We start from the raw sequence: 22,989 nt of genomic DNA on the forward strand, positions 1-22,989 counted from the left end.
ATAATGTAAATTTGTTAGACGAAAAACGTAACATATGAAATTAGACATATTAGCTATTGGCGCGCATCCTGACGATGTAGAATTGGGCTGTGGCGCTACGATTGCTAAAGAAATATCCAAAGGAAAGAAAGTAGGTATTCTCGATTTAACGCGTGGTGAATTGGGAACACGCGGTTCTGCCGAATTACGAGATAAAGAAGCCGCTAATGCTGCAAAAATTTTAGGTGTTTCCGTACGAGAAAATCTAGCGTTTGCTGATGGTTTCTTTGTGAATGACAAGCAGCATCAACTGGAAATTATCAAAATCATCCGTAAATATCAACCAGAGATTGTATTGTGCAATGCGATTGACGATCGCCATATCGATCATGGAAAAGGCAGTACATTGGTGAGCGATGCTTGCTTTTTAAGTGGTTTGCTGAAGATAGAAACCGAATTGAATGAAAAACCGCAAGAAAAATGGCGTCCGAAGCATGTATATCATTATATTCAATGGAAAAACATTGAACCTGATTTTGTCGTAGACGTTACGGGATTCATTGAAAAAAAGCACGAAGCAGTGATGGCATACAGTTCACAATTTTACAATCCAGACAGCAACGAAGCAGAAACGCCCATTACAAGTAAAAACTTTATTGATAGTATTCACTACCGTGCTCGCGACTTGGGTAGATTGATCGGAACGGAATATGCAGAAGGGTTTACCGTAGAGCGTTATGTAGCGGTAGACTCGCTGGATGACTTGATATAGATAGTTAACTATTTAGGCATCAATCAACTAAAAAGCTTTAAAAAATAAATCAAAAAAATACTTTGGATGGAAAGTGAAATAATGTATATTTGCATCCGCAAAACAAATGGTGATTGTAGCTCAGTTGGTTAGAGCGCTGGATTGTGGTTCCAGAGGTCGCCGGTTCGAACCCGGTCTTTCACCCTTTATAAGTCGCTCATTTTGAGCGACTTTTTTTGTTTTTTGGATGTTTTTGTACTCCTTAAAAGTTATTCGAAATGGTACTCCAGTTTTTTCGTTATTTATTTAAAGTATTGATTGTTAGTTAATTGTTTGCGGCGACTTCTGGATTGATTCTTTTCAAATGAAAGACATCCTTAAAACGGCTAAAAACGTGTCATTTTTTGTGAAATTATTTTCTGTGATTTCAACTTAAATAGCAAAACATTAGTTAGTTATCTTTAGCACTGAATGATAGATTCAAGCCTTATGACAATCACATGTATATCAAAGTTTTCAATTTTAGGAAAGCTGTCGTTGTAGAAACTTGCTATAAATCCAGCCATTTTTTAAAATCTGAACATCGTTCTCGAGAAACAATAATCTTATCATCTTCATCAGGATTTAATTTTAGCAATAATCTACTATTAAAGTACTGATGAATTTCCCCAACCGCATTTAGCTGCACCAAGTATTTTCGGTTAATCCGAAAGAAATCCAGCGGATTCAAGATTTCCTCTAGTTGATCTAAGGAATATTCTAATGGAAATTTATTCCCTTTGTGGTCTTTTAAAAAAATAATACCAGCATCCGAAAAGAAATAAGCGATGTTTTCAACTTTTACAGAATTGAAATGATTGCCCACTTTCACCATAAATCTTCGTTTGTAATCTTTGGAAAGTAAGGTTTTAAATTCTTCCAGTTTTGGAATGATATCAAAGCTTTTATTTTTTGAGTTATCTCGATACTTATTCATTGCAATGGCAAGATCTTTTTTATCAATAGGCTTGAGTATGTAATCGATGCTGTTGTATTTAAAACCCTTTATCGCATACTCATTATACGCTGTGGTAAAGATAACTGGTGGATGCTTTTTGAGTTTATCGAGAATATCAAAGCCGTAGCCATCATTTAGTTGAATATCTAAGAAAATTAAGTCGGGAACAGGATTATTACCCAGCCAATTTAAACTACTTTCGACAGAAGCCAATTGCGCTTGCACTTCAATATCTGGTACAAGTTCTTCTAAGACTTTTTTTAAACGTTTAGAAGCAAAAGCTTCATCTTCTATTATTACAACTTTCATTATTAAATAGCCTTCAAAGGCTCGATTTTCATTTGTATATCTTTATTAAGAATAGGTAAGGATACTCTAAAAAAAGAGGTTGTTTTTTCTTGCTTCACTTCTTTATTGGTGTAATATGCAAACCTACTTTTAATGTTTACCAACCCAACACCTGTTGATACTTTTTCCTTGCGCTCTTTTAAGGTATTCTCAACTACCAAATAGCCTTCTTTATCATAAACTCTAATCAACAGCGGAGATTCTACAGAATAATAATTATGCTTTAATGCATTCTCAACAACCATTTGCAAAGACAATGTTGGTATGGTATATTCTGATGCCTTCAGCGCTACTTCAGATGATATTTGTAACGACATTCCGTGTCGTACGCTCATCATAAATATAAAGCTATCCAAAAAACTCAATTCTTTTTCAAGGGAAATTAGTGGTTCATTTCTATGGTCTAAAATGTAGCGATAACAGGAGCTCAATCGTGTTACAAAATCTGAGGCTAAATCTCGGTCTTCATACATCAAAGATGTCAACGTATTTAGACTATTAAATAAAAAGTGAGGACTGATTTGATTTTCTAAATTGTGATATTGCGAAACAGCCATTTCTTTTTCAAGCTTGTAAAGTCGTTTCTCCATTTCCTTTCTAATCTTACTGGCGTAGTAGAATAAATTAAAAATAATAACGGTTATCGCCAATAGGGAAGCTCTTAAAAAATCGGTTCTGAATTGAAGCCAGGGTTTATCAGTTTCGCAATCTAAAAACTCAGCAAATTGAAAGGTTCCAAGATAATAAACAATCGCAAAAAGTGGCGTTGTGAGGAGCAAGGTCTTTCCCAAAATTTTCAAGCCTGAAAACCAATCTAAAGCAGCAAATTTGTCTTTATCTGTATGTTTTTTTATGAAGTAATCGTTCCATTCCCAAGTAATGATAAAAAAAGACAAAGCCGTTAAGAAGTAGTAAAGACTAGTTCTGCTAAAAAACTCAGAAAACGAAGTATCAGTAGTAAGTTTTATACAGATAAAAATGACCACAGTAACTCCTAATCGTACAATAAATTTCCTTAGCAACATCATTGCAAATTAATTTAAGATATAAAGGTAACAAAGTGATTGTGAATAAATTTGAATTACACTCTAAACTGTCAATTAATCTTCTGAACTGTTATAATTGACTCTTAAATTGAAATTACACCATTTTAAACGTCAAAAACAATTGAAACTTCTATTGCTACAACCGAGGCGAAAAATTAACGATTAAAAAGAAACCCTTTTAACCAGATTGAATTGTTTTGCACTTTTGAGAAAAATCAAAAAACATGAAACATCTTATTTTTATAATGCTATTTTCTGTGTTGGGTTTACAACACATAAGTGCCCAAGGAATCATTAAAGGAAGAATTGTTGATGAACAATCCGAACAGCCAATCTTAGGAGCGAATGTAATCCTCATATCACAAGAGTTGTCAATTGGTGCAATTACCGATGTAGAGGGTTATTTTAGAATTGAAAATGTTCCTCTAGGAAGACAATCGGTTCAAATTAGTTTTTTAGGATACGAAACCATTACGGTTCCTAACATCGTAGTTACTTCTGGGAAAGATGCTGTTATTAACGTAACCTTGAAAGAGTCGCTTGGTGAGTTGGATGCAGTGGTGTTAAACATTGCAAAGAGAAAAGATGCTCCAATCAATACACTTTCATCGGTATCCGCCCGACAATTTAGTGTAGATGAAGTTCAACGTTTTTCTGGTGGACGAAGCGATGTTGGAAGACTAGCAGCTAATTTTGCAGGTGTAAGTGCACCTGATGATAGCAGAAACGATATTGTAGTAAGAGGAAACTCTCCTACAGGATTGCTGTATCGCTTGGAAGGCATTCCAATACCCAACCCAAATCATTTTACAACAGTTGGAACCACAGGAGGTGCGGTTTCCGCTATCAATCCAAATTTGTTGAAAAATTCAGATTTTTTTACTTCTGCTTTTCCCTCTGAATATGGAAATGCTTTGGGTGGAGTTTTTGACTTAGGTTTTAGAGATGGAAACAAAGATGATTATGAATTTACAGCGCAGGTAGGTGCTTTTACTGGAGTTGAAGCATTAGCTGAAGGACCACTTGGAAAACAAAACGGTTCATTTTTAATAGGAGCAAGATACTCTTTGGTTGGCTTATTAGGTGTCGGTGCAGGAGGAACGGCTGCAACGCCAAATTACTCAGACCTTTCTTTTAATATCAACTTAGGGAAGCTTGATTGGGGAGAATTCTCTGTATTTGGAATATTAGGTACTTCTGATATTGATTTTTTAGGGAACGATATTGACGAAGATGATTTATTTGCTGCTGAAGATGAAGACCTTTTTGTAAAATCAAACTTTGGAGTCGTCGGACTAAAACACAGAATATCCATTGGTGATGCTTCATATTTGGAGACCATACTATCCAGTTCATTTTCTAACGACGCAATTCAATCCAATAGATACATCAATAAAGACCAAGCCAACGAACGTGTGATTCTTTACACGGAAACTGACAATACCGAAAACCGTTTTTCAGCGTCAATACTATTCAACAGTAAACTCAGCTCAAGATTAACTTTAAGAGCAGGAGCCTTGCTAGAACAATACAACGTTGATTACCTTTTAAGAGACCGTGAGGAACAACCTGATACGAACAATGATGGTGATCCAGACCTTTTTACTTTTATCGATACAGAAGAGAATTACCTCATAGCGCAACCGTATACACAACTTCAGTATAGAATAACAGAAAAACTAAAGTTAAACATAGGAGCGCACAGTCAGTACAGTAATCTAAATAAACAATTTGTATTTGAGCCAAGAGCAGGTGTTCAATACCGTATAAATAATAAAAATCAGTTGAGTTTTGGTTATGGATTGCACCATCAATCTATTCCATCGCCGGTATTATTTCTTTTTGAAGATATAAACGGTGAATTTGTCCAAACCAACCGTGATTTAGATTTTGTAAGAAGTCACCACTATGTTTTGGGATATGATTTGAGATTTGCAAGCGATTGGCGTATGAAATTGGAAATGTACTATCAAGATATAGACAAAGCGGGAGTACAACCATTCCCCTCAAGCTATTCAACACTTACTGAAGGAGCTGACTTTGATTTTGACAACGATAGAGTTTCTCTTGTCAACGAAGGAACAGGTTTCAACCAAGGAATAGAACTTACTGTAGAAAAGTTTTTTAGTGATGGCTATTACGGACTATTTACAGGCTCTTTGTTTGAAAGTAAATATAAAGGGAGTGATGTTATTGAGCGAAATAGTCCTTTCAATAATGGTTACGTAGCTAATTTTTTGGCTGGACGTGAATTTAAAATTGGTGCTCGGCAACAAAATGTCATATTTGTTGATACACGATTATCAATTGCAGGAGGAAGGTATTATACACCTGTTGACTTAGAAGCCTCACAAAATGCAGGTTTTGAAGTTTTAAGAGACGATACTGCTTTCAGCGAACAATATGATAACTATTTGCGTTGGGATTTAAAACTTGGATTTAAAATCAACCTCTCTGAACGCAAGCAATCTCATCAGTTTTATGTTGACATCCAAAATGTAACTAATAGAGACAATGTGTTTGCAAGACGTTACAACAGACTTACAAATAATGTAGATGTAGTAAATCAAATTGGATTTTTCCCTGATGTGGGATATCGATTCCAGTTTTAAAAATTGTAAAGATGAAAAAAGTAGTCATGCTTATTCTTACACTGCACTTTGTTTCTTGTGCGCCTAAAAAAATAACGTTGGGAATGGGAACCGAATTTTTACATAATGAGTTGAAAGAAATCGAAAATTATATTCAAGATTTTAAAAGTGTCAATTCCAACGTTTCCAAAGTAAGCGTTGGATGGCATTTGGAACATCTCTTGTTGACCATTACTAAGATTTACGAGAAAATGGAAAAATCAAATCCTAAAGAGTATCGAAATCGGTTCAACTTTACCAAAATGATGATATTTAGTTCAAATCAAATTCCAAGAGGGAAGGCAACAGCTCCTACAATAGTAACACCTTCTGAAACGATTGAATTGGTGTCTATAAATAAAAAAATTATACTAGCGAAACAGCTTGCATCAAAGATTGATAATTTACCTGAGAATACTTTTTTTAAGCATCCAAGTGCTGGTTATCTAAACCGAGATGATGCCAAAAGATTTCTAAAAATACATACAGAGCATCACTTAAAAATTATTCGAGATATTTTACATGAACCTAGTTCTAATAAAACAAACTAAGTTTTTCTCATCTTATACTGTTAGACTTTGTACTCGATAATCGAGATTAAAAATGCTCCGACGCTTGCGTCGAAATGTTTCAATAGTTTCTACTCAATGCTTCGTGGGCTTGCCCCGAAGCAGTTGACTGTAGTTGTACTTACAAAAATCATAAAAACACTTAATTAAAATTCAACAACAATGGCATTACCAAACAAACTTCGCATTAGACTCAAAAAAAAATATAGAGGATATGCGTTGGTTACAGGCGCTAGTTCTGGTATCGGACAGGAATTGGCAAAAGAATTAGCAACATCAGGATTTGATCTTATTCTCTGTGCACGCTCGGAAGACAAATTGAATTCGCTTAGTGCTCAATGGCGAGGACAGCAAAAAATCAAAATTGAAGTCATTGCAACTGACCTTGCTAAAACGGAAGGAGTACTTTCTCTTTTAGAACAAATTGAAGACAAAGAAATAGGAATGTTTATAGCTGCTGCAGGTTTTGGTACTTCGGGGAACTTTATAGACAATTCCATAGAAGAAGAAGTTAACATGCTTAGGTTGAATTGTGAAGCTGTGGTTATGCTTACGCATCAGTTAGCCATACGTTTTAAAAAACAGGTATTTGGTGGTATTGTATTGTTTAGTTCCTTGGTTGCTTTTCAAGGTACTCCGTATGCTGCCAATTATGCAGCGACCAAGGCTTTTATTCAAACTTTTGCAGAAGGTATTGCTGTTGAACTAAAGTCACATCATGTAGACGTATTAGTCGTAGCTCCAGGACCAGTAAAAAGTGGGTTTGGCAATCGTGCAAATATGAAAATGGACGGTGCAACACCTGTAGAAAAGATTGCTGTGCCTATTTTAAGTGCGCTTGGCAGATCTTCTACCGTCGTCCCAGGGGCACAAGGAAAATTTCTAACCTATTCCTTGCGACTGCTTCCAAGGTTTGGAAAAATAAAAGTGATGAAAATTGTGATGGGCGCAATGACAAAACATCAAAGAACTTACGAAAACATAAATTCATAGCATTGGAATACTTAAATTAAGCAATTGAAATTCCACTTTTTTATAGACCTAGACTTATGATTTTACGTTTTCTAAATTCTGTTGGATTGCAACTTTTTACCTTTTTGAAAGTTCTGTTAAAGTGACTCAAGCTTTCAAAACCACAGTTGAAAGCAATATGCTGAATGCTATGATTGAACGTCAATAAATTTTGAGATACTTTTTAAATCCGTGCTGTATTGATAAATGTAACAAAAGAATGACCCGAATGTTTTTTAAACCAGTAACAAAACAATTGCGGTACCATGTTGGTGTAGAAAGCCATCTCAAGTAGATTAAAATAATTACAATCAAATTTTCAAAGAATTAAAATACCTAAAATTTGCAGCTTTAAAAAATATACCTATATTTGGTAAACCAATCTGGTAAACCAATTTTTAAAAACGAGATGAAAAGTTCCTTCCCAATGACTATTTTAAAGAGGTGCTTACTATTATTAGTTGAAATTCAATTTTATAATTGCTTTAAAAATGAAGAATTAGTTTCTCCAACATCAACTATTACAATCTTTACATAACTCACTAAAGCATGAAAAAGGAATTACGTATACTTTACATTTTGGCAATCAATATAATAGCTAGGGCTCAAAACCTTGTCATTAACAATATCATGGTAAATCCTTTAGAAAAAATGGTACATTCCAAAAGTATAAATCTTAATCGTATAGATATAAGTTTGTTTATAAGAAGTATGTATTTTTCAAAAATAAAAACTGACGCCGAGAATACTATCAAAAAAATAATCACCAATTAATCACCTATTCATGTCTAAAAATCATTCTTTCATTATTTTAATTTCTTTCTGTGTCATTGCTCTCAATTCGTGTGAAACACAGTTAAAAATCGCTACACCAAATGAGGTGATTCCATTTTTTCAGCATTGGAATTTAATCTTGGGAGATGGTTCCAACGCTGGAAAAGCTACAAACTTCAAACACGAAAACTTCTTTTACACAGCAAATGATAGCAAAGGAGATTGGGTAGTTTTTAAATCACCAAATGCAGGAAACACACACGGAACTTCCAACAATACAAGGACTGAATTGGCACAACTAAAAAAATGGTCGCCAACAACAGATGCAAAAATGAATGCTACGCTAAAAGTGATGAATGTTGCAACAACAGGTGATGCGCGTGTGGCAGCAACATATTCAGTAGTAGTTGGTCAAATTCATAGTGCAGACGGACATGAAAATGAACCGCTAAAAATATTTTACAAAAAATTTCCAGGTCATACCAAAGGTTCTGTTTTTTGGAATTATGAAATTAATACTGCAGGAGACGACAATTCAAAAAGATGGGATTATTCTTATCCAATTTGGGGTTATGACTTTTCTGTGGTCGGAACAGATAAAAATACATATCCACCTGAACCAGAAGACGGAATTGCTTTAGGAGAAGAATTCAGTTATGAAGTTGAAGTAAAAGATGGTATCATGTACCTTACATTTTCAAGTGAAGGACACGAAACCAAAACCTTTACTAAAAATCTGATCGCTTCCGAATATACCAAAGATTCAGACATTCCGAAACAGGTTCAAAATTTATTTGTGCCAATTGGTCAAGATGGTGTTGAACGTGTAAAAGCGTATGCAGGTGAGGGACTTTTCTTTAAATTAGGTTGTTACAATCAAACAAACGGGAAAGATCCTAAAGTAAACAAAGTTTGGTGTTCTGGAGCAGAAACGCATGGTGGAGACATTATTAAACAGTATGCTGATGGAAATTATGCTGAAGTTTGGTTTAAATCCGCAAGTATTGAAATCAGCGATGATGCAATCTCTAATGAAGGATATTTCAAAGCAAACGATGGTTTAAACAAAAAAATAGTATATCCAAATGAGGTTATTCCTTTTATGGATAAATTCAAAATCTTAATGGGTGATGGAACCAATGAAGACAATCTTATCAACTTTCAAGATGAAAACTTTTTTTACACTGTAATTGACGGAACCAGACGCTGGGTAGTTTACAAAACACCAAACTCAGGAGTTACCTCAAAAAATTCAAGCAATACAAGAACAGAATTACACGAAAAACGCGAATGGACACCAGAACAAGGTGGAAAACTCACGGGTACTTGTAAAGTAATGCAAGTTTCAGTCTCTGGTGATGCTAGAGTTGCAGCTTCTTACGCTACAGTAGTAGGACAAATTCATAGTGGAGAAGGACATGAAAACGAACCGCTAAAAATATTTTATAAAAAATTCCCAGGACATACCAAAGGTTCTGTTTTTTGGAACTACGAAATAAACACTGCGGGCGATGACAACTCAGGACGTTGGGATTATTCTACTGCCGTTTGGGGAAATGACATGTCAGTCATCGGAAAAACCAAAGACGATTACCCTGCAGAACCTAAAGATGGAATCGAACTAGGAGAAGAATTCAGTTATGAAGTAAACGTGTACAAAGGAATCATGTATCTCACGTTTAAGAGTGAAGGTCACGAAACCAAAACGTTCACTAAAAACCTTATCAAATCTGAATATGTAACCAAATCAGACATACCAACACAAGCACAAAAACTATTTGTACCCATTGGACAAGATGGTACCGAGCGTGCTACTGCCTACAGTGGAGAACTAGGGTATTTTAAGCAAGGAGCATACAATCAAACTAACGGGAAAAGTCCTGAAAAAAACATGGTTTGGTGTGCAGGAGCAGAAACCTATGGAGGCGATATTGCTAAGCAATACGAAAATGGTTGTTACACAGAAGTATGGTTTAGAGAAGCTACCGTTGGACCAGGAACAGCACCGAAATAAATTGACTTTAAAAATCTGAATAAAAAAAATATAAAGTAAAATAATTATGAAAACATTTGGAGCAAGCAAAGAATTTATACTAGACAAAGACCTCGAATGGGAAGTTGTGGGCGAAGGTGTAAAACGTAAAATTATGGGTTATGATGATAAAATCATGCTTGTTAAAGTACATTTTGACAAAGGAGGAATAGGATACAAGCACGAACACTACCACAGTCAGGTTACCTATGTTGAAAGTGGAACATTCGAATTTTCAATTGGAGAAGAAACACGTGTTGTAAAAGGGGGTGATACTGTTTATATTCCGCCACACGTGTTACATGGAGCTATCTGCACAGAAGAAGGAATTTTAATAGACGTTTTTAGTCCAATACGAGAAGATTTTATGGAATAAAATGTGGAAAAATTAACAATTATTTAATAAAATTTACGAAAACGTTGTAAATCTCAAAAATTTATATATATTTGGTAAACCAATCTGGTCAACCAATTTTTTAATCAAAAGAAAAGGACAGGTGCACGCCTATCCTTTTTGGAATATTACTTCTTTGGAGGGAAGTAAAATTATACATAATTACTTACAGTAACATGCATATTGCAAAAATACAAAAAAAATGCCAGTAGAAGTAAAGCTTTAAGTGATTAGTAGAATATTAACTAATTAAAAAAACTAATTATGAATTTAAAAACAAAGCTTACTTGTATTGTAATGCTTCTCTTGTGCATTTCAATGTACGCTCAGGAGTCCTATCTCCTCAAGGGAAAAGTAGTTGACAAAGCAGACAACCAACCTATTCCTGGTGCAAACGTTCAGGTGGTTAAAACATCAAAAGGTACTACTACAGATTTTGATGGCAATTATCAAATTTCAGTTACAAAAGGTTATGTGTTACAATTCTCTTATGTTGGTTATGCTTCACAAACAGTTATTATTGATGCTCAAAAAACGATAAACATTACGTTAGTTGAAGATGCAAATGCTTTAGATGAAGTAGTTGTAATTGGATATGGAACACAAAAGAAAAGCAACCTTACTGGTGCAATGTCTACATTAAATGTAGAAAAGAAAGGATTAGATAAAATAGCTGTTTCCAGATTAGACGATGCGCTTGTAGGACAAGTAGCAGGTTTAAATGTTGCAGCTACAGAAGGTGAAGCAGGTTCAGATCCAACCATTCGTATTCGTGGTGTTGGTTCCTTAAATGGAGATTCTGCTCCTTTAATTGTAATTGACGGATTGGTAGTAGATAGCGATTTTCTTGGAAACTTAGATATGAACGAAGTACAAACGTTTGACATTCTCAAAGACGCGGCTTCTACATCAATATATGGTTCTCGTGGTGCAAATGGTGTAATCCAAATTACAACAAAACAAGGTAAAGATGGTAAAACATCATTTTCTTACAATTCTTTCTTTGGTTTTAAAGAAGCAAGACAAAGTGACGATTACTACTTTACAGTAGCAGAAACTGTTGCTGCAGAACGTGCTGCAACAGGAACACTTTCCAACAGAACAGCTTACAAGCAATTACTTACACAAACAACTGGTATTGACAGGGACTGGCAAGATGAGATCTTTGAAGGCGGAACTATTACAACGCATTCATTTAACGCTCGTGGTGGAAACAAAAATACAAAATTTAGTGCTTCCTTAGGTTACAATCATGATGAAGGTGTTTTACTTACAGATGATTACAAACGTTACAATGCTAGATTAAAATTAGATACAAAACTAAGCGACAAAATAAAATTAGGGGTAAACTTTGCGCCATCTTACACAAGAAGAAGACGTTTTGATGGTTCTACACACGATATTTTAAGGCAAACGCCGTGGTTGCCTTTATACCACGACGCCAATTCAATTCAGTTTGTTGATACCGCAACGTATCCAAACGTTCAAATAGGTGATTATGCTATTCAAAGACACTTCGACAACTATGATTTATTTGGTGATGGTTCTGTTTTACAAGACATCAGTAATACATCTAACACAAACCCAGCTGCAAAAGTATTAGAGCGCGATCGTAACGATTACAAATTTAAATTAGCAGGACTTTTTTATGGTGAATATAAAATCATTGATGGTTTACGATTCAGAGCTACCTTAGGAGGTGATTACCAAAACACATTTAGAAATAGGTGGCAAGGTGTTCTATCTAACAGAAATGGTGCTTCGGCAGCAAGTTACTTTGAATCTAACGAAAACAGAATTCACACACTATCAGAAGGATATTTTACATATGATAAAGCTTTTGGCGGACACGCGTTCAATGTAGTTCTTGGCGCATCTGCTGAAAAGTGGGAATGGCAAGGAGACAGCGCACTCGGCTCTGGTTATACATCAGATTTAGTACAAACACTAAGCGCAGCTACTGTTTTAAATGAAATTACCTCATACAAATACGAAGAAGGATTCTCCTCTTTCTTTGCAAGAGTAAACTATTCTTACGAAGACAAATACTTAGCATCTTTAAGTTTTAGACGAGATGGTAGTTCAATCTTCGGTGTAGATAACAAATACGGTAATTTCCCTTCTGCTTCGGTAGGTTGGGTAGTATCGCAAGAAGATTTCTTGAGGGAAAGCGAATTACTAAGCTCATTAAAACTAAGAGCAAGTTTTGGAGTTACTGGTAACAAAGATATTGACACAGGAAGCAATCTTACAGATTTATATCCTTCAATATCATTACTTGGAACAGACAATTACAACTCACAAGCAGCTTTTGTAGCGTTAAACATTGCAAATCCTGAATTACAGTGGGAAAGATTAATTGAATTTAACCCAGGAATCGATTTCGGATTTTTTAACAACAAAATTACAGGTTCTGTAGATTACTACACAAGAACAAGTGATCAACTCTTATTATTCAACCCAGTTGCATCTTCAACAGGTTTTTCTGCAGCATTAGAAAACTTAGGAGAAGTGAGAAACTCAGGAATTGAATTAGAAGTTACTTCAAGAAACGTTGCTACAGAAGATTTCAGATGGGGAACAACATTAATTGCTTCTCACAACAAAAATGAATTATTAGACTTTGCAGACTCTAACGGACAAATTCAAAATGTAGACAGTAAAAGAGCTGCAGAATGGATCAACCTCGTAGGAAATCCTATTTCATCATACTATGGTTGGGTAGTAGATCGTGACATTCCTTTAGAATTTATCAATGATCCATACCATCCAGCTGGTGGACAAGCACAAGATGTATATGTAAGAGATTTAAATGGAGACGGATTGATTGATGATGATGACAAAACGATTCTTGGGAATCCTTATCCAGACTTAGTATGGAGTATCACAAACAATTTCAGATACAAAGATTTCGATCTAAGCTTCATGTTTCAAGGAAGTCATGGTGCCGAAATACGTAACATGGGAGACCAATACTTGTTCAACCACTTTAACAGCGGGCAAGATTTTAATACGGCTACAACACCAAATCAAGGTTTCATAAAAGAAAAAATCTTTACAGATGCCATCATTCAAGACGCAAGTTACATTGCACTTCGTAACCTAACAATTGGTTACAATCTTCCTGAAGACATCGCTAACAGATTTGGAGCATCATCATTCAGGCTCTATGCAACAGGTCAAAACCTGCTCTATTTTACAGCGAGTGATTACACAGGTTTCAATCCAGAATCTATCAACGATACAAGTGCAACAACATATGGTTACCAACTTGCTGGTTCGCCAATATTCAGTACGATATCATTAGGGTTAAACTTACAATTTTAATACACCATTCTAAAAACATTTAATTATGAAACAATTAAAATATATAGGTTTTTTGATGTTAGTAGTGATAAGTCTTCAGTCTTGTCACAAAGATCTCTTAGAACCAATTCCAGAAGCAGCAGTAAGTAGCGAAAACTACTTTCTAAACGATCAACAAATTGAAACTGGTGTTATTGCTATTTACGATGCGATACAAGGAGTAAATTCTACAAATCTAAATGACAATCGTGGTATACAACACGAATATTACGTAACTGAAATGCGTAGTGACAATACCAGAACTAAAAATCAAGAAGGTGAAGCAGCACAATTTGAAAGCTATGTAATTACACCAAACAACGGTATCGTAGAAAACTATTACAGAAGCTGTTACAGTACAATCTTTAGATCTAATTTAGTATTAGAAAACCTCGCAAATGCCTCAGAAACAATGGCGCCCATCTTTGAAGGTGAAGCAAAATTCGCAAGAGCCTACAGTTACTTTAACTTAGTACGCCTTTTTGGAGATGTTCCTCTAATTGACAGAACAATCTCGCCACAAGAAGACGAAATTGCATTCACAAGAGTGGCTACAGCTACCATTTATGATTTAATTGTGAGTGACTTAGAAACTGCCGCTGCAAATCTTAGTAATGGTGAATACACAAGAGCTTCAAAAGCTGCTGCAGAAGCACTATTAGCAAAAGTACATCTAACATTAGGAAACTATCTTGAAGCACAAATTCTTTGCGAAAATGTAATGGGATATGGATATACTTTAGAACCAAACTTCAACGACATCTTTTACAATGAAGGAAACAACGAAGTTATTTTTGTAATTGCATACACACAAGGTATAGAAGCTGATAGTCAAGATTTTTCTGCAGAATTTATGAATGGTGTAGGACGTACCGTAGGTGTAAACTACGTAACAGAAGATGCTGCAGCATTCTTAGATGCTAACGGAGGAAACAGAACAGAATTCTCATACCGAATCGATCCATTACAACCGACTCAAAGACAAGTTGTAAAATATTTACCAAATGGAGAAGATGGTGGCGATAACGGAAATGTATTCACGTCAGATGCAACACTTTCAGGAAACGATTGGGTAGTATTGCGCTATGCAGATGTATTACTTATGCACACAGAAGCAATCTTAGCAGGAAATCAAGAAACAACCAATGCGGCAGCAATCGCGTCATTCCAAGCAATTCGAGACAGAGCCGGATTGACAGATGCAGTAACTTCTATCACGAAACAAGAACTGTTAGACGAAAGACGTGCTGAATTGGCATTTGAAAATCAACGACTATTTGATTTGTTACGTTTTGGAGAAGCGCAAAGTGTACTATCTGATTTATCAGCAGCAAACAATTATAGCTTTACTTCTACAGATTTATTATTGCCAATGCCACAGCGAGAGATAAATCTTAGTAATGGATTAATGACGCAAAATCCTGGGTATTAAAATTTAAAAAATATATGATGAAAAAAACACTAAAAATAATTGGTACGGCTTTCCTACTTGTAGGAACACTCATATATCAATCATGTGATATTGACAAATTTGAACCGCTAGAAGCAAACTCAATTGCCGATGCTACACCACCAGAAGCTAACTTTACTTTTACACAAGGACAAGGAGCAGCAGAAGAGTGGAAAGATTATACATTTGCCAATCTGTCAACAAGTGCTACCATGTACGCATGGAATTTTGGAGATGGAAACACCTCAACAGAAGTTGATGGGGCAAATACTTATCCAGGCGAAGGAACGTATACGGTAACACTTACGGCCTCTGATGCACTTGGCGTAACAAGTACATTTACACAAACAATAGAAGTAATAGAACCAGAAGCACCTTTAGTTGCTGATCCAGTATTAGTCAATGCAGATTTTGACAAACTTCCAAAATCATCTGGTTCAGACTGTTGTTGCGCAGGTTGGATCAATAAAGACTTGGGAGATCAAGGAGAATCTAGTTCAGGGAACGGAGGTTCTGACAATGTTGTAAAATTTGACAACAACGAACCAGATCATGTATACCAAGAATTTGCGGTAACACCAAATGCGGATTACACAATTACAATTGTAACTTCGTTCAAAAACCTAACTGGCGGATCATTCCCTAGCGAGCTAGAATTAAGAGTATTAGCAGGTTCAGGGTATATTGATGGGTATTCTCCAACATATTACACCAATACAGTTGATTTTCCACAAGAGGATTGGGGATACACTACAATTGCTCAAGTAGAAGATCCAGCAAACAACTTGCTGCTTGAAGTACAAACAAATCCATCTGACGACAGTTACTTCTCATACACATACTCTTTCAATGCAGGTGCAAACGACAGCGTTGCCTTGTTCATCAGAGGTATTGGAGGAGACAGTATTGGAGACTTTAATTATACAAGTGGAGACGAAGAAATACGTGCAGATTCTGTAGTAATTACTGCGGTTAACTAATACGATTTATGACAATACGAACACTATTTATAGTATTTTTTGCTTTTAGTCTAAGCGTTGGATATACACAATCTAGTGATAGCAACAGTGCAGAAAACGTACAGAAAGAACGAAAGAAAAAGAAGCGAAAAAAACGTAAAAAGAAATATAAATTAGCTGATATAGATTTATCTCATTGGAAGGTGACAACTCCAGCGGGCAACGGAAAAAAGCCGCTGGAAGTGTCTCCACCCGAAATATTGGATTATGCAACAAATGAAGACTTAAAACCATTTATGTACAATGACTCTGTACGCGGTGCTATTGTTTTTCATGCGTATCCGAGTAAAGCCACCACAGCCAATACCAAATACTCACGTTCAGAATTGCGTGAACAAATGGTGCCTGGCGAAAACAATGTCAATTGGACCTTTAAGCAAGGTGGCATTATGAAAGGAAAATTGTCGATTGATGAAATTTCTCGTGATGCAGATGGAAAATATCACAAAGTCATCATCATGCAAATTCATGGCCGTTTAACCAATGAACAGCGAGATTTAATTGGTCAAAAGGACAACAATGCGCCACCAGTACTAAAAATTTATTGGCAAAATGGTAAAATTCGGGTCAAAACTAAAGTCTTAAAAAACTTGAATGCAACTCAAACAGAATTACTACATGAAGATGCTTGGGAAGATGACAAAGGATACACATTCAAAGAAAAAGTAGGCTTTAGAAAATTTAGACTCGAAGTAAGAGTTAGTGAAGGAAAAATGACTGTAGTATTAAACAATAACGAATTTAAAACCTATGAAAACATTCACATGAGAAAATGGGGAATCTTTGAAAATTATTTCAAAGCAGGAAACTACTTTCAGACACGTGATGAAGGTTCATATGCAAAAGTTCGATACTACACGTTAGAAGTAACGCATTAATAATGAAGTTAATTTATATTTGAATAGAAGCCTTTAATTGGATTTTACTGATCTATAGCAGATCAGTAAAATTCATGTAAAGATTTCACAGAATGTTAACGTATATTCACTATTAATTTTTAAATTTAACATACAAAATCTGGTTAACCAATTACAGTTGCTTACGTATGAAATTAGATATCTTAACAAAAACAGAAACACTTGACATTCAAAAAACGATTATCTCAAAAATCAGAGACCTAATCAATGCCAAAAATTTGGAGCCAGGTGACAAACTTCCCTCAGAACGTATGTTATCTGAAAAGTTTGAAGTAACACGTAGCAATGTTAGAGAAGCAATTCAAAAACTTGAATTCTACGGTTTATTAAAATCAATTCCACAAAGCGGAACCTTTGTAGCAAACATTGGAGTTACAGCAATGAATGGAATGATAGAAGATATCTTACGTTTAGAAGAACCAGATTTTAAATCGTTGGTAGAAACTAGAATTTTGTTAGAATTAAAAACAGCACGACTAGCGGCTTTGCGAAGAACTGACGACGATCTTTTAAAAATGAAAGAAGCCTTAGATGCTTATACAGAAAAAGTACTCAATGGTGAAGATGCAGTACAAGAAGATTTACTATTTCATTTAGCTATTGCCAAAGCTAGTGGAAACAGTACGATGAATACATTTATGCTAATCATTACACCAGAAATTATCACAAACTTTGAAAAATATCACGTGTGTGATAAAGACTTAGCTCAGTCTGGAATCATTGAACATCAAAGTATCTTTGATGCAATAAAAGATCAAAAACCACAATTGGCAAAACAAAAAATGAAAGAACACTTTAGCGTATTGTATCAATACTGTTACAATATCTAAAAAAACACCAGTTTTGAAAATGCACGAATTCAAAACTGAAAAATACGGAGGGAAGTAATTTTATACAGAAAAACGTCATGCACATTTCTTCTCGTTAAATTACAGACAACATCGAGCAAATTTGCTCAAAAATCTACATACATGCACTTGTGTTTTCAAGGAGTTTGTATCTATGAATCATAAAATATGAAAATAAGAGGTCTCAGATGGTGGATAATAGGCTTAGTATGTCTTGCTACCATTATTAACTATATTGATAGATCTGCATTAGGAATAATGTGGCCAGAAATGAGTAAAGACTTAGGACTTACAAAACAAGACTACTCCTGGATAATCAACATCTTTACCATTACGTATGCGGCGGGTAAATTTATCTCAGGAAAAGTATATGACAAAGTAGGTACAAAAATTGGTTTTGTACTATCTATCTTTTTCTGGTCGTTGGCTTCTGTATTACACTTCTTTGCAAAAGGAGCAGCATCACTTGGAATTTTTAGAGGATTACTAGGTGTAGCCGAAGCAGGAAATTGGCCAGGAGCAGTAAAAAACAATGCAGAATGGTTTCCAATAAAAGAACGTGGCTTGGCACAAGGAATTTTTAATTCTGGAGCAGCAATAGGATCCATTGTAGCTGCGCCAGCGGTCTCTGAACTATTTGGAGCCTACGGTTGGCGAGTAACATTTATCATTATTGGTGTATTAGGTTTTCTATGGATAATTCCATGGTTAATCTTCAATAAAACTCAACCAAAAAACCACCCTTGGATTACCGAAGAAGAAAAAGAACATATAGAATCTGGACGATTGGAAAGTCGTAAAAATGTAGAAGATGACAAAAGCCTAACAGTCATACAAATTCTTTCCAAAAAAGAATCATGGGGCGTAATTGCAGCGCGATTCTTTATCGAACCTATTTGGTGGCTATTTGTATTTTGGATGCCTATATACCTATTTGATGAATTCGGATTCGATGTTAAAAAAATTGGACTATACGCATGGTTTCCATATATAGGAGCTATGATTGGTAGTCTAGCTGGCGGTTGGTATGTAAAACAATTAATGAACAAAACAACACTTGACAAAGCTCGAAAAAAAGTGATTGCCATCGGCGGAATCATTATTTTCTTAGGAATCATTGCAGCGATACTCTTTGCAGATACACCAGAAAAATTTGTCTCCTTTGTATTTATCGTATTATTTGGATTCCAATTTTCAATCAGTAATATCCAAACAATTCCGAGCGACTTGCTAAATGGAAAATCAGTAGGGACTTTAGCTGGTTTGGGGGGAAGTATTGGTGCTGTTTCAGTAATAATAATGAACTGGTTAATTCCAATTATTACCAAAGATTCTTACACGCCAGCATTTATCATACTCGCAATACTAGCGCCGTTGGCAGTATTGTCAATTTACCTTTTAATTAAAGAAATAAAACCTATAGAAAATAACATAAACTAAACAAAAAAACATTTTAATATGAGTAACAATAAAGGAAAAGTTGCCATTGTTACTGGCGCCACTGGTGGAATTGGTTTCGAAGTTGCAAAAAGATTAGGTAACGACGGATATACCGTAATTTTAAATGGAATAAACGATGAAGCTGGTGCTGAAAAACTTAAAGAATTAACAGACGCAGGAATTACTGCAGAGTATTATGGTTTTGATGTAACACAAGAAGATCAAGTAACTAAAAATATTACCGAAATTGGAGAAAAATACGGTAAAATAGATGTACTTGTCAACAACGCAGGTGGATTAGGCGGAAGGTCTCGATTTGAAGAAATGACAACAGAATTCTACCGTTTTGTCATGGCATTAAATCTTGACTCTGTATTTTTTGCTTCCAGAGCAGCAATACCATTTCTTAAAAAAGGGGAACATCCTTCTATCATAAACTATACATCAAATGCAGGATGGACAGCAGGTGGACCAGGTGCAGGAATCTACGGAACATCAAAAGCAGGTGTTCACGCAATTACAAGAGCATTGGCAAAAGATTTAGCAGAATATGGAATTCGTGTAAATGCAGTATCGCCAGGTACGATTGATACACCATTTCACGCACAAATAAAATCAACAAAACCAGAAGTTTTCGCTTCTTGGGCAAACAATATTATGTTAGGACGATTAGGACAACCAGAAGATATAGCTGGTGTTATTTCATTCTTAGCAAGCAAAGATGCTTCTTTCATAACTGCTGAAACGATTCAAATTGGCGGTGGACAAGCACTTGGAATATAAATTGTATTTTAATAGAAATTTGATTTTATATTTTTACACATGCAAAAAGTAGTCACATTTGGCGAAATAATGTTACGACTTTCTACAGAACGTTTTTTACGATTCTCTCAGTCAAAGTCTTTCAATGCCATGTATGGTGGCGGCGAATTCAATGTAGCTGTTTCGTTGGCAAATTTAGGGATACAAAGTGAATTTGTAACGCGATTACCCGATAATGAAATAGGTGAGTGTGCTTTAATTGAGATGCGAAAACGCAACGTAAACACAAATAATATTTCTTTCGGAAAAGATCGTTTGGGAATCTACTTTTTGGAAACTGGCGCAGGAACACGAGCAAGTAATGTTGTATATGATAGGACGCATAGCGCCATGGCAAATTTAGAAAAAGGAACTTTCAACTGGAAGGAAATTTTAAAAGAGGCTACATGGTTTCATTGGAGCGGTATTACTCCTGCTATTTCACAAGGAGCTGCTGAGGAATGCTTAGAAGCTATCAAAGCAGCGCATGAATTAGGAGTTACTATTTCTTGTGATTTGAATTATCGATCTAAATTGTGGAAATACGGAAAAGAACCGTACGAAGTTATGCCAGAAATGCTGCAATATAGCAACATCATTTTGGGTGATATAGATACGGCATATTTTATGTTAGGACATAACAAAGTCAACCCAAACTATCAAGATGTAAAATCGTTGCCAACTTTGTACAATCGCATTTTTGAATGGTGTCCAAATTTACAAACCATTGCCACTACACTTCGCTATTCGGTGAGTGCTTCACATCAACGTATTGGAGGAATTTTATATGATAAAAAACATATTTACGATGCGGATATTAAAGAAGTTACGCCAGTTGTGGATAGAGTAGGAAGCGGAGATGCGTTTATGGGCGGATTGATTTACGGATTAATGGAATATCAAAATGACATACAAAAAGCCATCAATATTGCTGTTGCATCTTGTTGTCTAAAACACACGATATATGGCGATTACAACTTAGTATCAACAACGGATATCAACAATTTCTTAGCAGGAAATAATAACGGAAAAGTATCAAGATAATTATGGCAACATTTACACGGATAGCAGTCGCACAAACTATGAATCAAACGGGATTAGTACCACTTTTTTATCATCATGATATTCAAATTGCTAAACAAGTTGTAAAAGCTTGTTACGATGGTGGCGCTCGTTTGTTAGAATTTACTGCACGGGGTGATTTTGCTCACGAAGTTTTTGGACAACTTAGTTTATATGTTCGAGAAGAACTTCCAGAAATGATACTAGGTGTTGGTTCAATAACCGATGCAGCTTCGGCTTCGTTGTATATGTCGCTTGGTGCGAATTTTATTGTAACACCTGTGTTGCGAGAAGATATTGCGGTAGTTTGTAATAGACGAAAAGTATTATGGTCGCCAGGTTGCGGTTCATTGACAGAAATTGCCAAAGCAGAAGAATTGGGTTGTGAAATTGTGAAACTATTTCCAGGAAGTATGTATGGTCCTGAATTTGTAAAAGCAATTAAAGGACCACAACCGTGGACAAGTATTATGCCCACAGGAGGCGTATCTCCTACACAAGAAAATTTAGAAGCTTGGTTTGCTGCTGGTGTCATGTGTGTGGGAATGGGTTCCAAGTTGATTCATAAAAAAGAAAACGGAGAATTTAATCTTATTAAAATAAAAAGTACAATACAAAACATGCTAAAAATCATAAAAGAATTAAAGACATGAGCCTGTCTCAATCTTCATCAATTACATTAAAAGAATTATCAAAACTTTCTGGCTTTTCAATTTCTACGGTTTCCAAAGCACTAAATAATAAATTTGATATTAGTAAAGATACGCGAAAAGCAATACAGAAAATAGCCTTAAAATATAATTATGTACCTCATAATTATGCAGTTGCTTTACGCAAAAAACAAACCAAAACAGTAGCGATTATCATTCCGCAAATTAATAAAAGTATCTATGGTTTGTTTGTGTATCATATTGAAAAAGTAGCTTCAAAATTTGGCTATCGTATTATTTTGTTTCAATCTTTTGAAGAAACCAAACGTGAAAAAGATTGTTTAAAAAGTATTCTTGACGGGAGTGTGGATGGTGTAATTATATCCTCGGCAAAACCTTCTCATGTATATTATAAAAAAATAAAAAATCAATTTCCCATAGAGCATATATGCCTATCAAAAGAAGTGCAAGAGCAACAATTAAAAGACTTATCAATTCATACGTTTTCAAAATTACTTTCTAATTTCGATTAATTTATCAAAGTGAAACTGGCTTTTTAATAAAGCGACCTGCTAGATTTTGGTTCCAGAGGTCGCCAGTTCGAACCCGGTCTTTCACCCAAAAGCAAACCTCTCAATTTCGAGAGGTTTTTTTGTGCAATTGTTTTTTAGATATATGTAATTAAGGGGAGAAGTTCACGCTGAGTGAAGACGAAGTGAACCCAGTCTTTCACCCTTTATAAGTCGCTGAATTTCAGCGACTTTTTTTGTTTTTAAGATGGTTTTGTTCTTCTGAAAAAATGTTAAAAACGGTACTCCAATTTTTTATAAAGATTTTAAATGATTGATAGCATAGATTACAATAAGATTCGAATTTTTAATGATTTTGAAACAAATAATTTTTGTGAATTTAATGGATAGTAATAA

19 protein-coding genes, 1 tRNA gene and 1 pseudogene are annotated in these 22,989 nt (G+C 35.2%); 18 read left to right on the forward strand and 3 right to left on the reverse strand.

What is annotated here, in order from left to right; genetic code table 11:
• Positions 1–34: 34 nt before the first annotated feature.
• On the forward strand, positions 35–751 hold the full coding sequence (gene bshB1, locus C8N46_RS08410; RefSeq protein ID WP_108114435.1) for a bacillithiol biosynthesis deacetylase BshB1: 717 nt from the start codon (positions 35–37) through the stop codon (positions 749–751).
• A gap of 108 nt (positions 752–859) precedes the next feature.
• A tRNA-His gene (locus C8N46_RS08415) sits at positions 860–935 on the forward strand.
• 345 nt (positions 936–1,280) lie between these two features.
• Here the strand turns inward: C8N46_RS08415 and C8N46_RS08420 are convergent.
• On the reverse strand, positions 1,281–2,036 hold the full coding sequence (locus C8N46_RS08420) for a LytR/AlgR family response regulator transcription factor (protein WP_108114436.1): 756 nt from the start codon (positions 2,034–2,036) through the stop codon (positions 1,281–1,283).
• Positions 2,037–2,038: 2 nt separating this feature from the next.
• Positions 2,039–2,971, reverse strand: coding sequence for a sensor histidine kinase (locus C8N46_RS08425; protein ID WP_158269108.1), 933 nt, complete (start codon positions 2,969–2,971; stop codon positions 2,039–2,041).
• Between the two features lie 374 nt (positions 2,972–3,345).
• Between C8N46_RS08425 and C8N46_RS08430 the strand changes: the two genes are divergently transcribed.
• The 3 genes from C8N46_RS08430 (at position 3,346) to C8N46_RS08440 (ending at position 7,313) form a co-directional block, all read left to right on the forward strand.
• Positions 3,346–5,733 (forward strand): TonB-dependent receptor, encoded by a 2,388-nt coding sequence (locus C8N46_RS08430; protein WP_108114438.1) that lies wholly within the window; start codon positions 3,346–3,348, stop codon positions 5,731–5,733.
• 11 nt (positions 5,734–5,744) lie between these two features.
• Positions 5,745–6,302, forward strand: coding sequence for a hypothetical protein (locus C8N46_RS08435; protein ID WP_108114439.1), 558 nt, complete (start codon positions 5,745–5,747; stop codon positions 6,300–6,302).
• A 180-nt stretch (positions 6,303–6,482) separates the two neighbouring features.
• Positions 6,483–7,313: an SDR family NAD(P)-dependent oxidoreductase gene (locus C8N46_RS08440; RefSeq protein WP_108114440.1), complete on the forward strand. Its 831-nt coding sequence runs from the start codon at positions 6,483–6,485 to the stop codon at positions 7,311–7,313.
• A 40-nt stretch (positions 7,314–7,353) separates the two neighbouring features.
• Here the strand turns inward: C8N46_RS08440 and C8N46_RS21045 are convergent, their stop codons facing one another.
• Positions 7,354–7,497 (reverse strand): helix-turn-helix domain-containing protein, encoded by a 144-nt coding sequence (locus C8N46_RS21045; RefSeq protein ID WP_108114441.1) that lies wholly within the window; start codon positions 7,495–7,497, stop codon positions 7,354–7,356.
• Positions 7,498–8,115: 618 nt separating this feature from the next.
• On the opposite strand from C8N46_RS21045, the pseudogene C8N46_RS21050 reads away from it, so the two are divergent.
• From C8N46_RS21050 to C8N46_RS08510, 13 genes and pseudogenes are all read left to right on the forward strand, one after another.
• Positions 8,116–8,490: pseudogene (locus C8N46_RS21050) on the forward strand (polysaccharide lyase family 7 protein); the annotation flags it as partial.
• Between the two features lie 639 nt (positions 8,491–9,129).
• Positions 9,130–10,119: a polysaccharide lyase family 7 protein gene (locus C8N46_RS21055; protein WP_394340250.1), complete on the forward strand. Its 990-nt coding sequence runs from the start codon at positions 9,130–9,132 to the stop codon at positions 10,117–10,119.
• Positions 10,120–10,165: 46 nt separating this feature from the next.
• Positions 10,166–10,513 carry a cupin domain-containing protein gene (locus C8N46_RS08460; protein WP_108114444.1) on the forward strand — a complete coding sequence of 116 codons (348 nt, stop codon included), beginning with the start codon at positions 10,166–10,168 and terminating at the stop codon, positions 10,511–10,513.
• A 282-nt stretch (positions 10,514–10,795) separates the two neighbouring features.
• Positions 10,796–13,858 carry a SusC/RagA family TonB-linked outer membrane protein gene (locus tag C8N46_RS08465; protein ID WP_108114445.1) on the forward strand — a complete coding sequence of 1,021 codons (3,063 nt, stop codon included), beginning with the start codon at positions 10,796–10,798 and terminating at the stop codon, positions 13,856–13,858.
• Between the two features lie 25 nt (positions 13,859–13,883).
• A complete protein-coding gene (locus C8N46_RS08470) occupies positions 13,884–15,308 on the forward strand; it encodes a RagB/SusD family nutrient uptake outer membrane protein (protein ID WP_108114446.1) in 1,425 nt (474 codons plus the stop codon).
• 17 nt (positions 15,309–15,325) lie between these two features.
• Complete coding sequence (locus C8N46_RS08475) at positions 15,326–16,306, forward strand: PKD domain-containing protein (RefSeq protein ID WP_108114447.1); 981 nt, start codon at positions 15,326–15,328, stop codon at positions 16,304–16,306.
• An 8-nt stretch (positions 16,307–16,314) separates the two neighbouring features.
• Positions 16,315–17,223 carry a polysaccharide lyase family 7 protein gene (locus C8N46_RS08480; RefSeq protein WP_108114448.1) on the forward strand — a complete coding sequence of 303 codons (909 nt, stop codon included), beginning with the start codon at positions 16,315–16,317 and terminating at the stop codon, positions 17,221–17,223.
• 167 nt (positions 17,224–17,390) lie between these two features.
• Positions 17,391–18,092 (forward strand): FadR/GntR family transcriptional regulator, encoded by a 702-nt coding sequence (locus C8N46_RS08485; RefSeq protein WP_108114449.1) that lies wholly within the window; start codon positions 17,391–17,393, stop codon positions 18,090–18,092.
• A gap of 186 nt (positions 18,093–18,278) precedes the next feature.
• Positions 18,279–19,550, forward strand: coding sequence for an MFS transporter (locus tag C8N46_RS08490; RefSeq protein WP_108114450.1), 1,272 nt, complete (start codon positions 18,279–18,281; stop codon positions 19,548–19,550).
• An 18-nt stretch (positions 19,551–19,568) separates the two neighbouring features.
• The gene (locus C8N46_RS08495; RefSeq protein ID WP_108114451.1) at positions 19,569–20,333 is read left to right on the forward strand and encodes an SDR family NAD(P)-dependent oxidoreductase; all 765 of its coding nucleotides are present in this window, start codon (positions 19,569–19,571) and stop codon (positions 20,331–20,333) included.
• Between the two features lie 39 nt (positions 20,334–20,372).
• A complete protein-coding gene (locus C8N46_RS08500) occupies positions 20,373–21,395 on the forward strand; it encodes a sugar kinase (protein WP_108114452.1) in 1,023 nt (340 codons plus the stop codon).
• Positions 21,396–21,397: 2 nt separating this feature from the next.
• On the forward strand, positions 21,398–22,066 hold the full coding sequence (locus C8N46_RS08505; protein ID WP_108114453.1) for a bifunctional 4-hydroxy-2-oxoglutarate aldolase/2-dehydro-3-deoxy-phosphogluconate aldolase: 669 nt from the start codon (positions 21,398–21,400) through the stop codon (positions 22,064–22,066).
• On the forward strand, positions 22,063–22,596 hold the full coding sequence (locus tag C8N46_RS08510; RefSeq protein WP_108114454.1) for a LacI family DNA-binding transcriptional regulator: 534 nt from the start codon (positions 22,063–22,065) through the stop codon (positions 22,594–22,596). The genes C8N46_RS08505 and C8N46_RS08510 overlap by 4 nt, the downstream gene beginning before the upstream one ends.
• The last annotated feature ends 393 nt before the right edge of the window (positions 22,597–22,989 follow it).

Source organism: Kordia periserrulae, assembly GCF_003054265.1.
In the GTDB taxonomy this organism is placed as follows: domain Bacteria; phylum Bacteroidota; class Bacteroidia; order Flavobacteriales; family Flavobacteriaceae; genus Kordia; species Kordia periserrulae.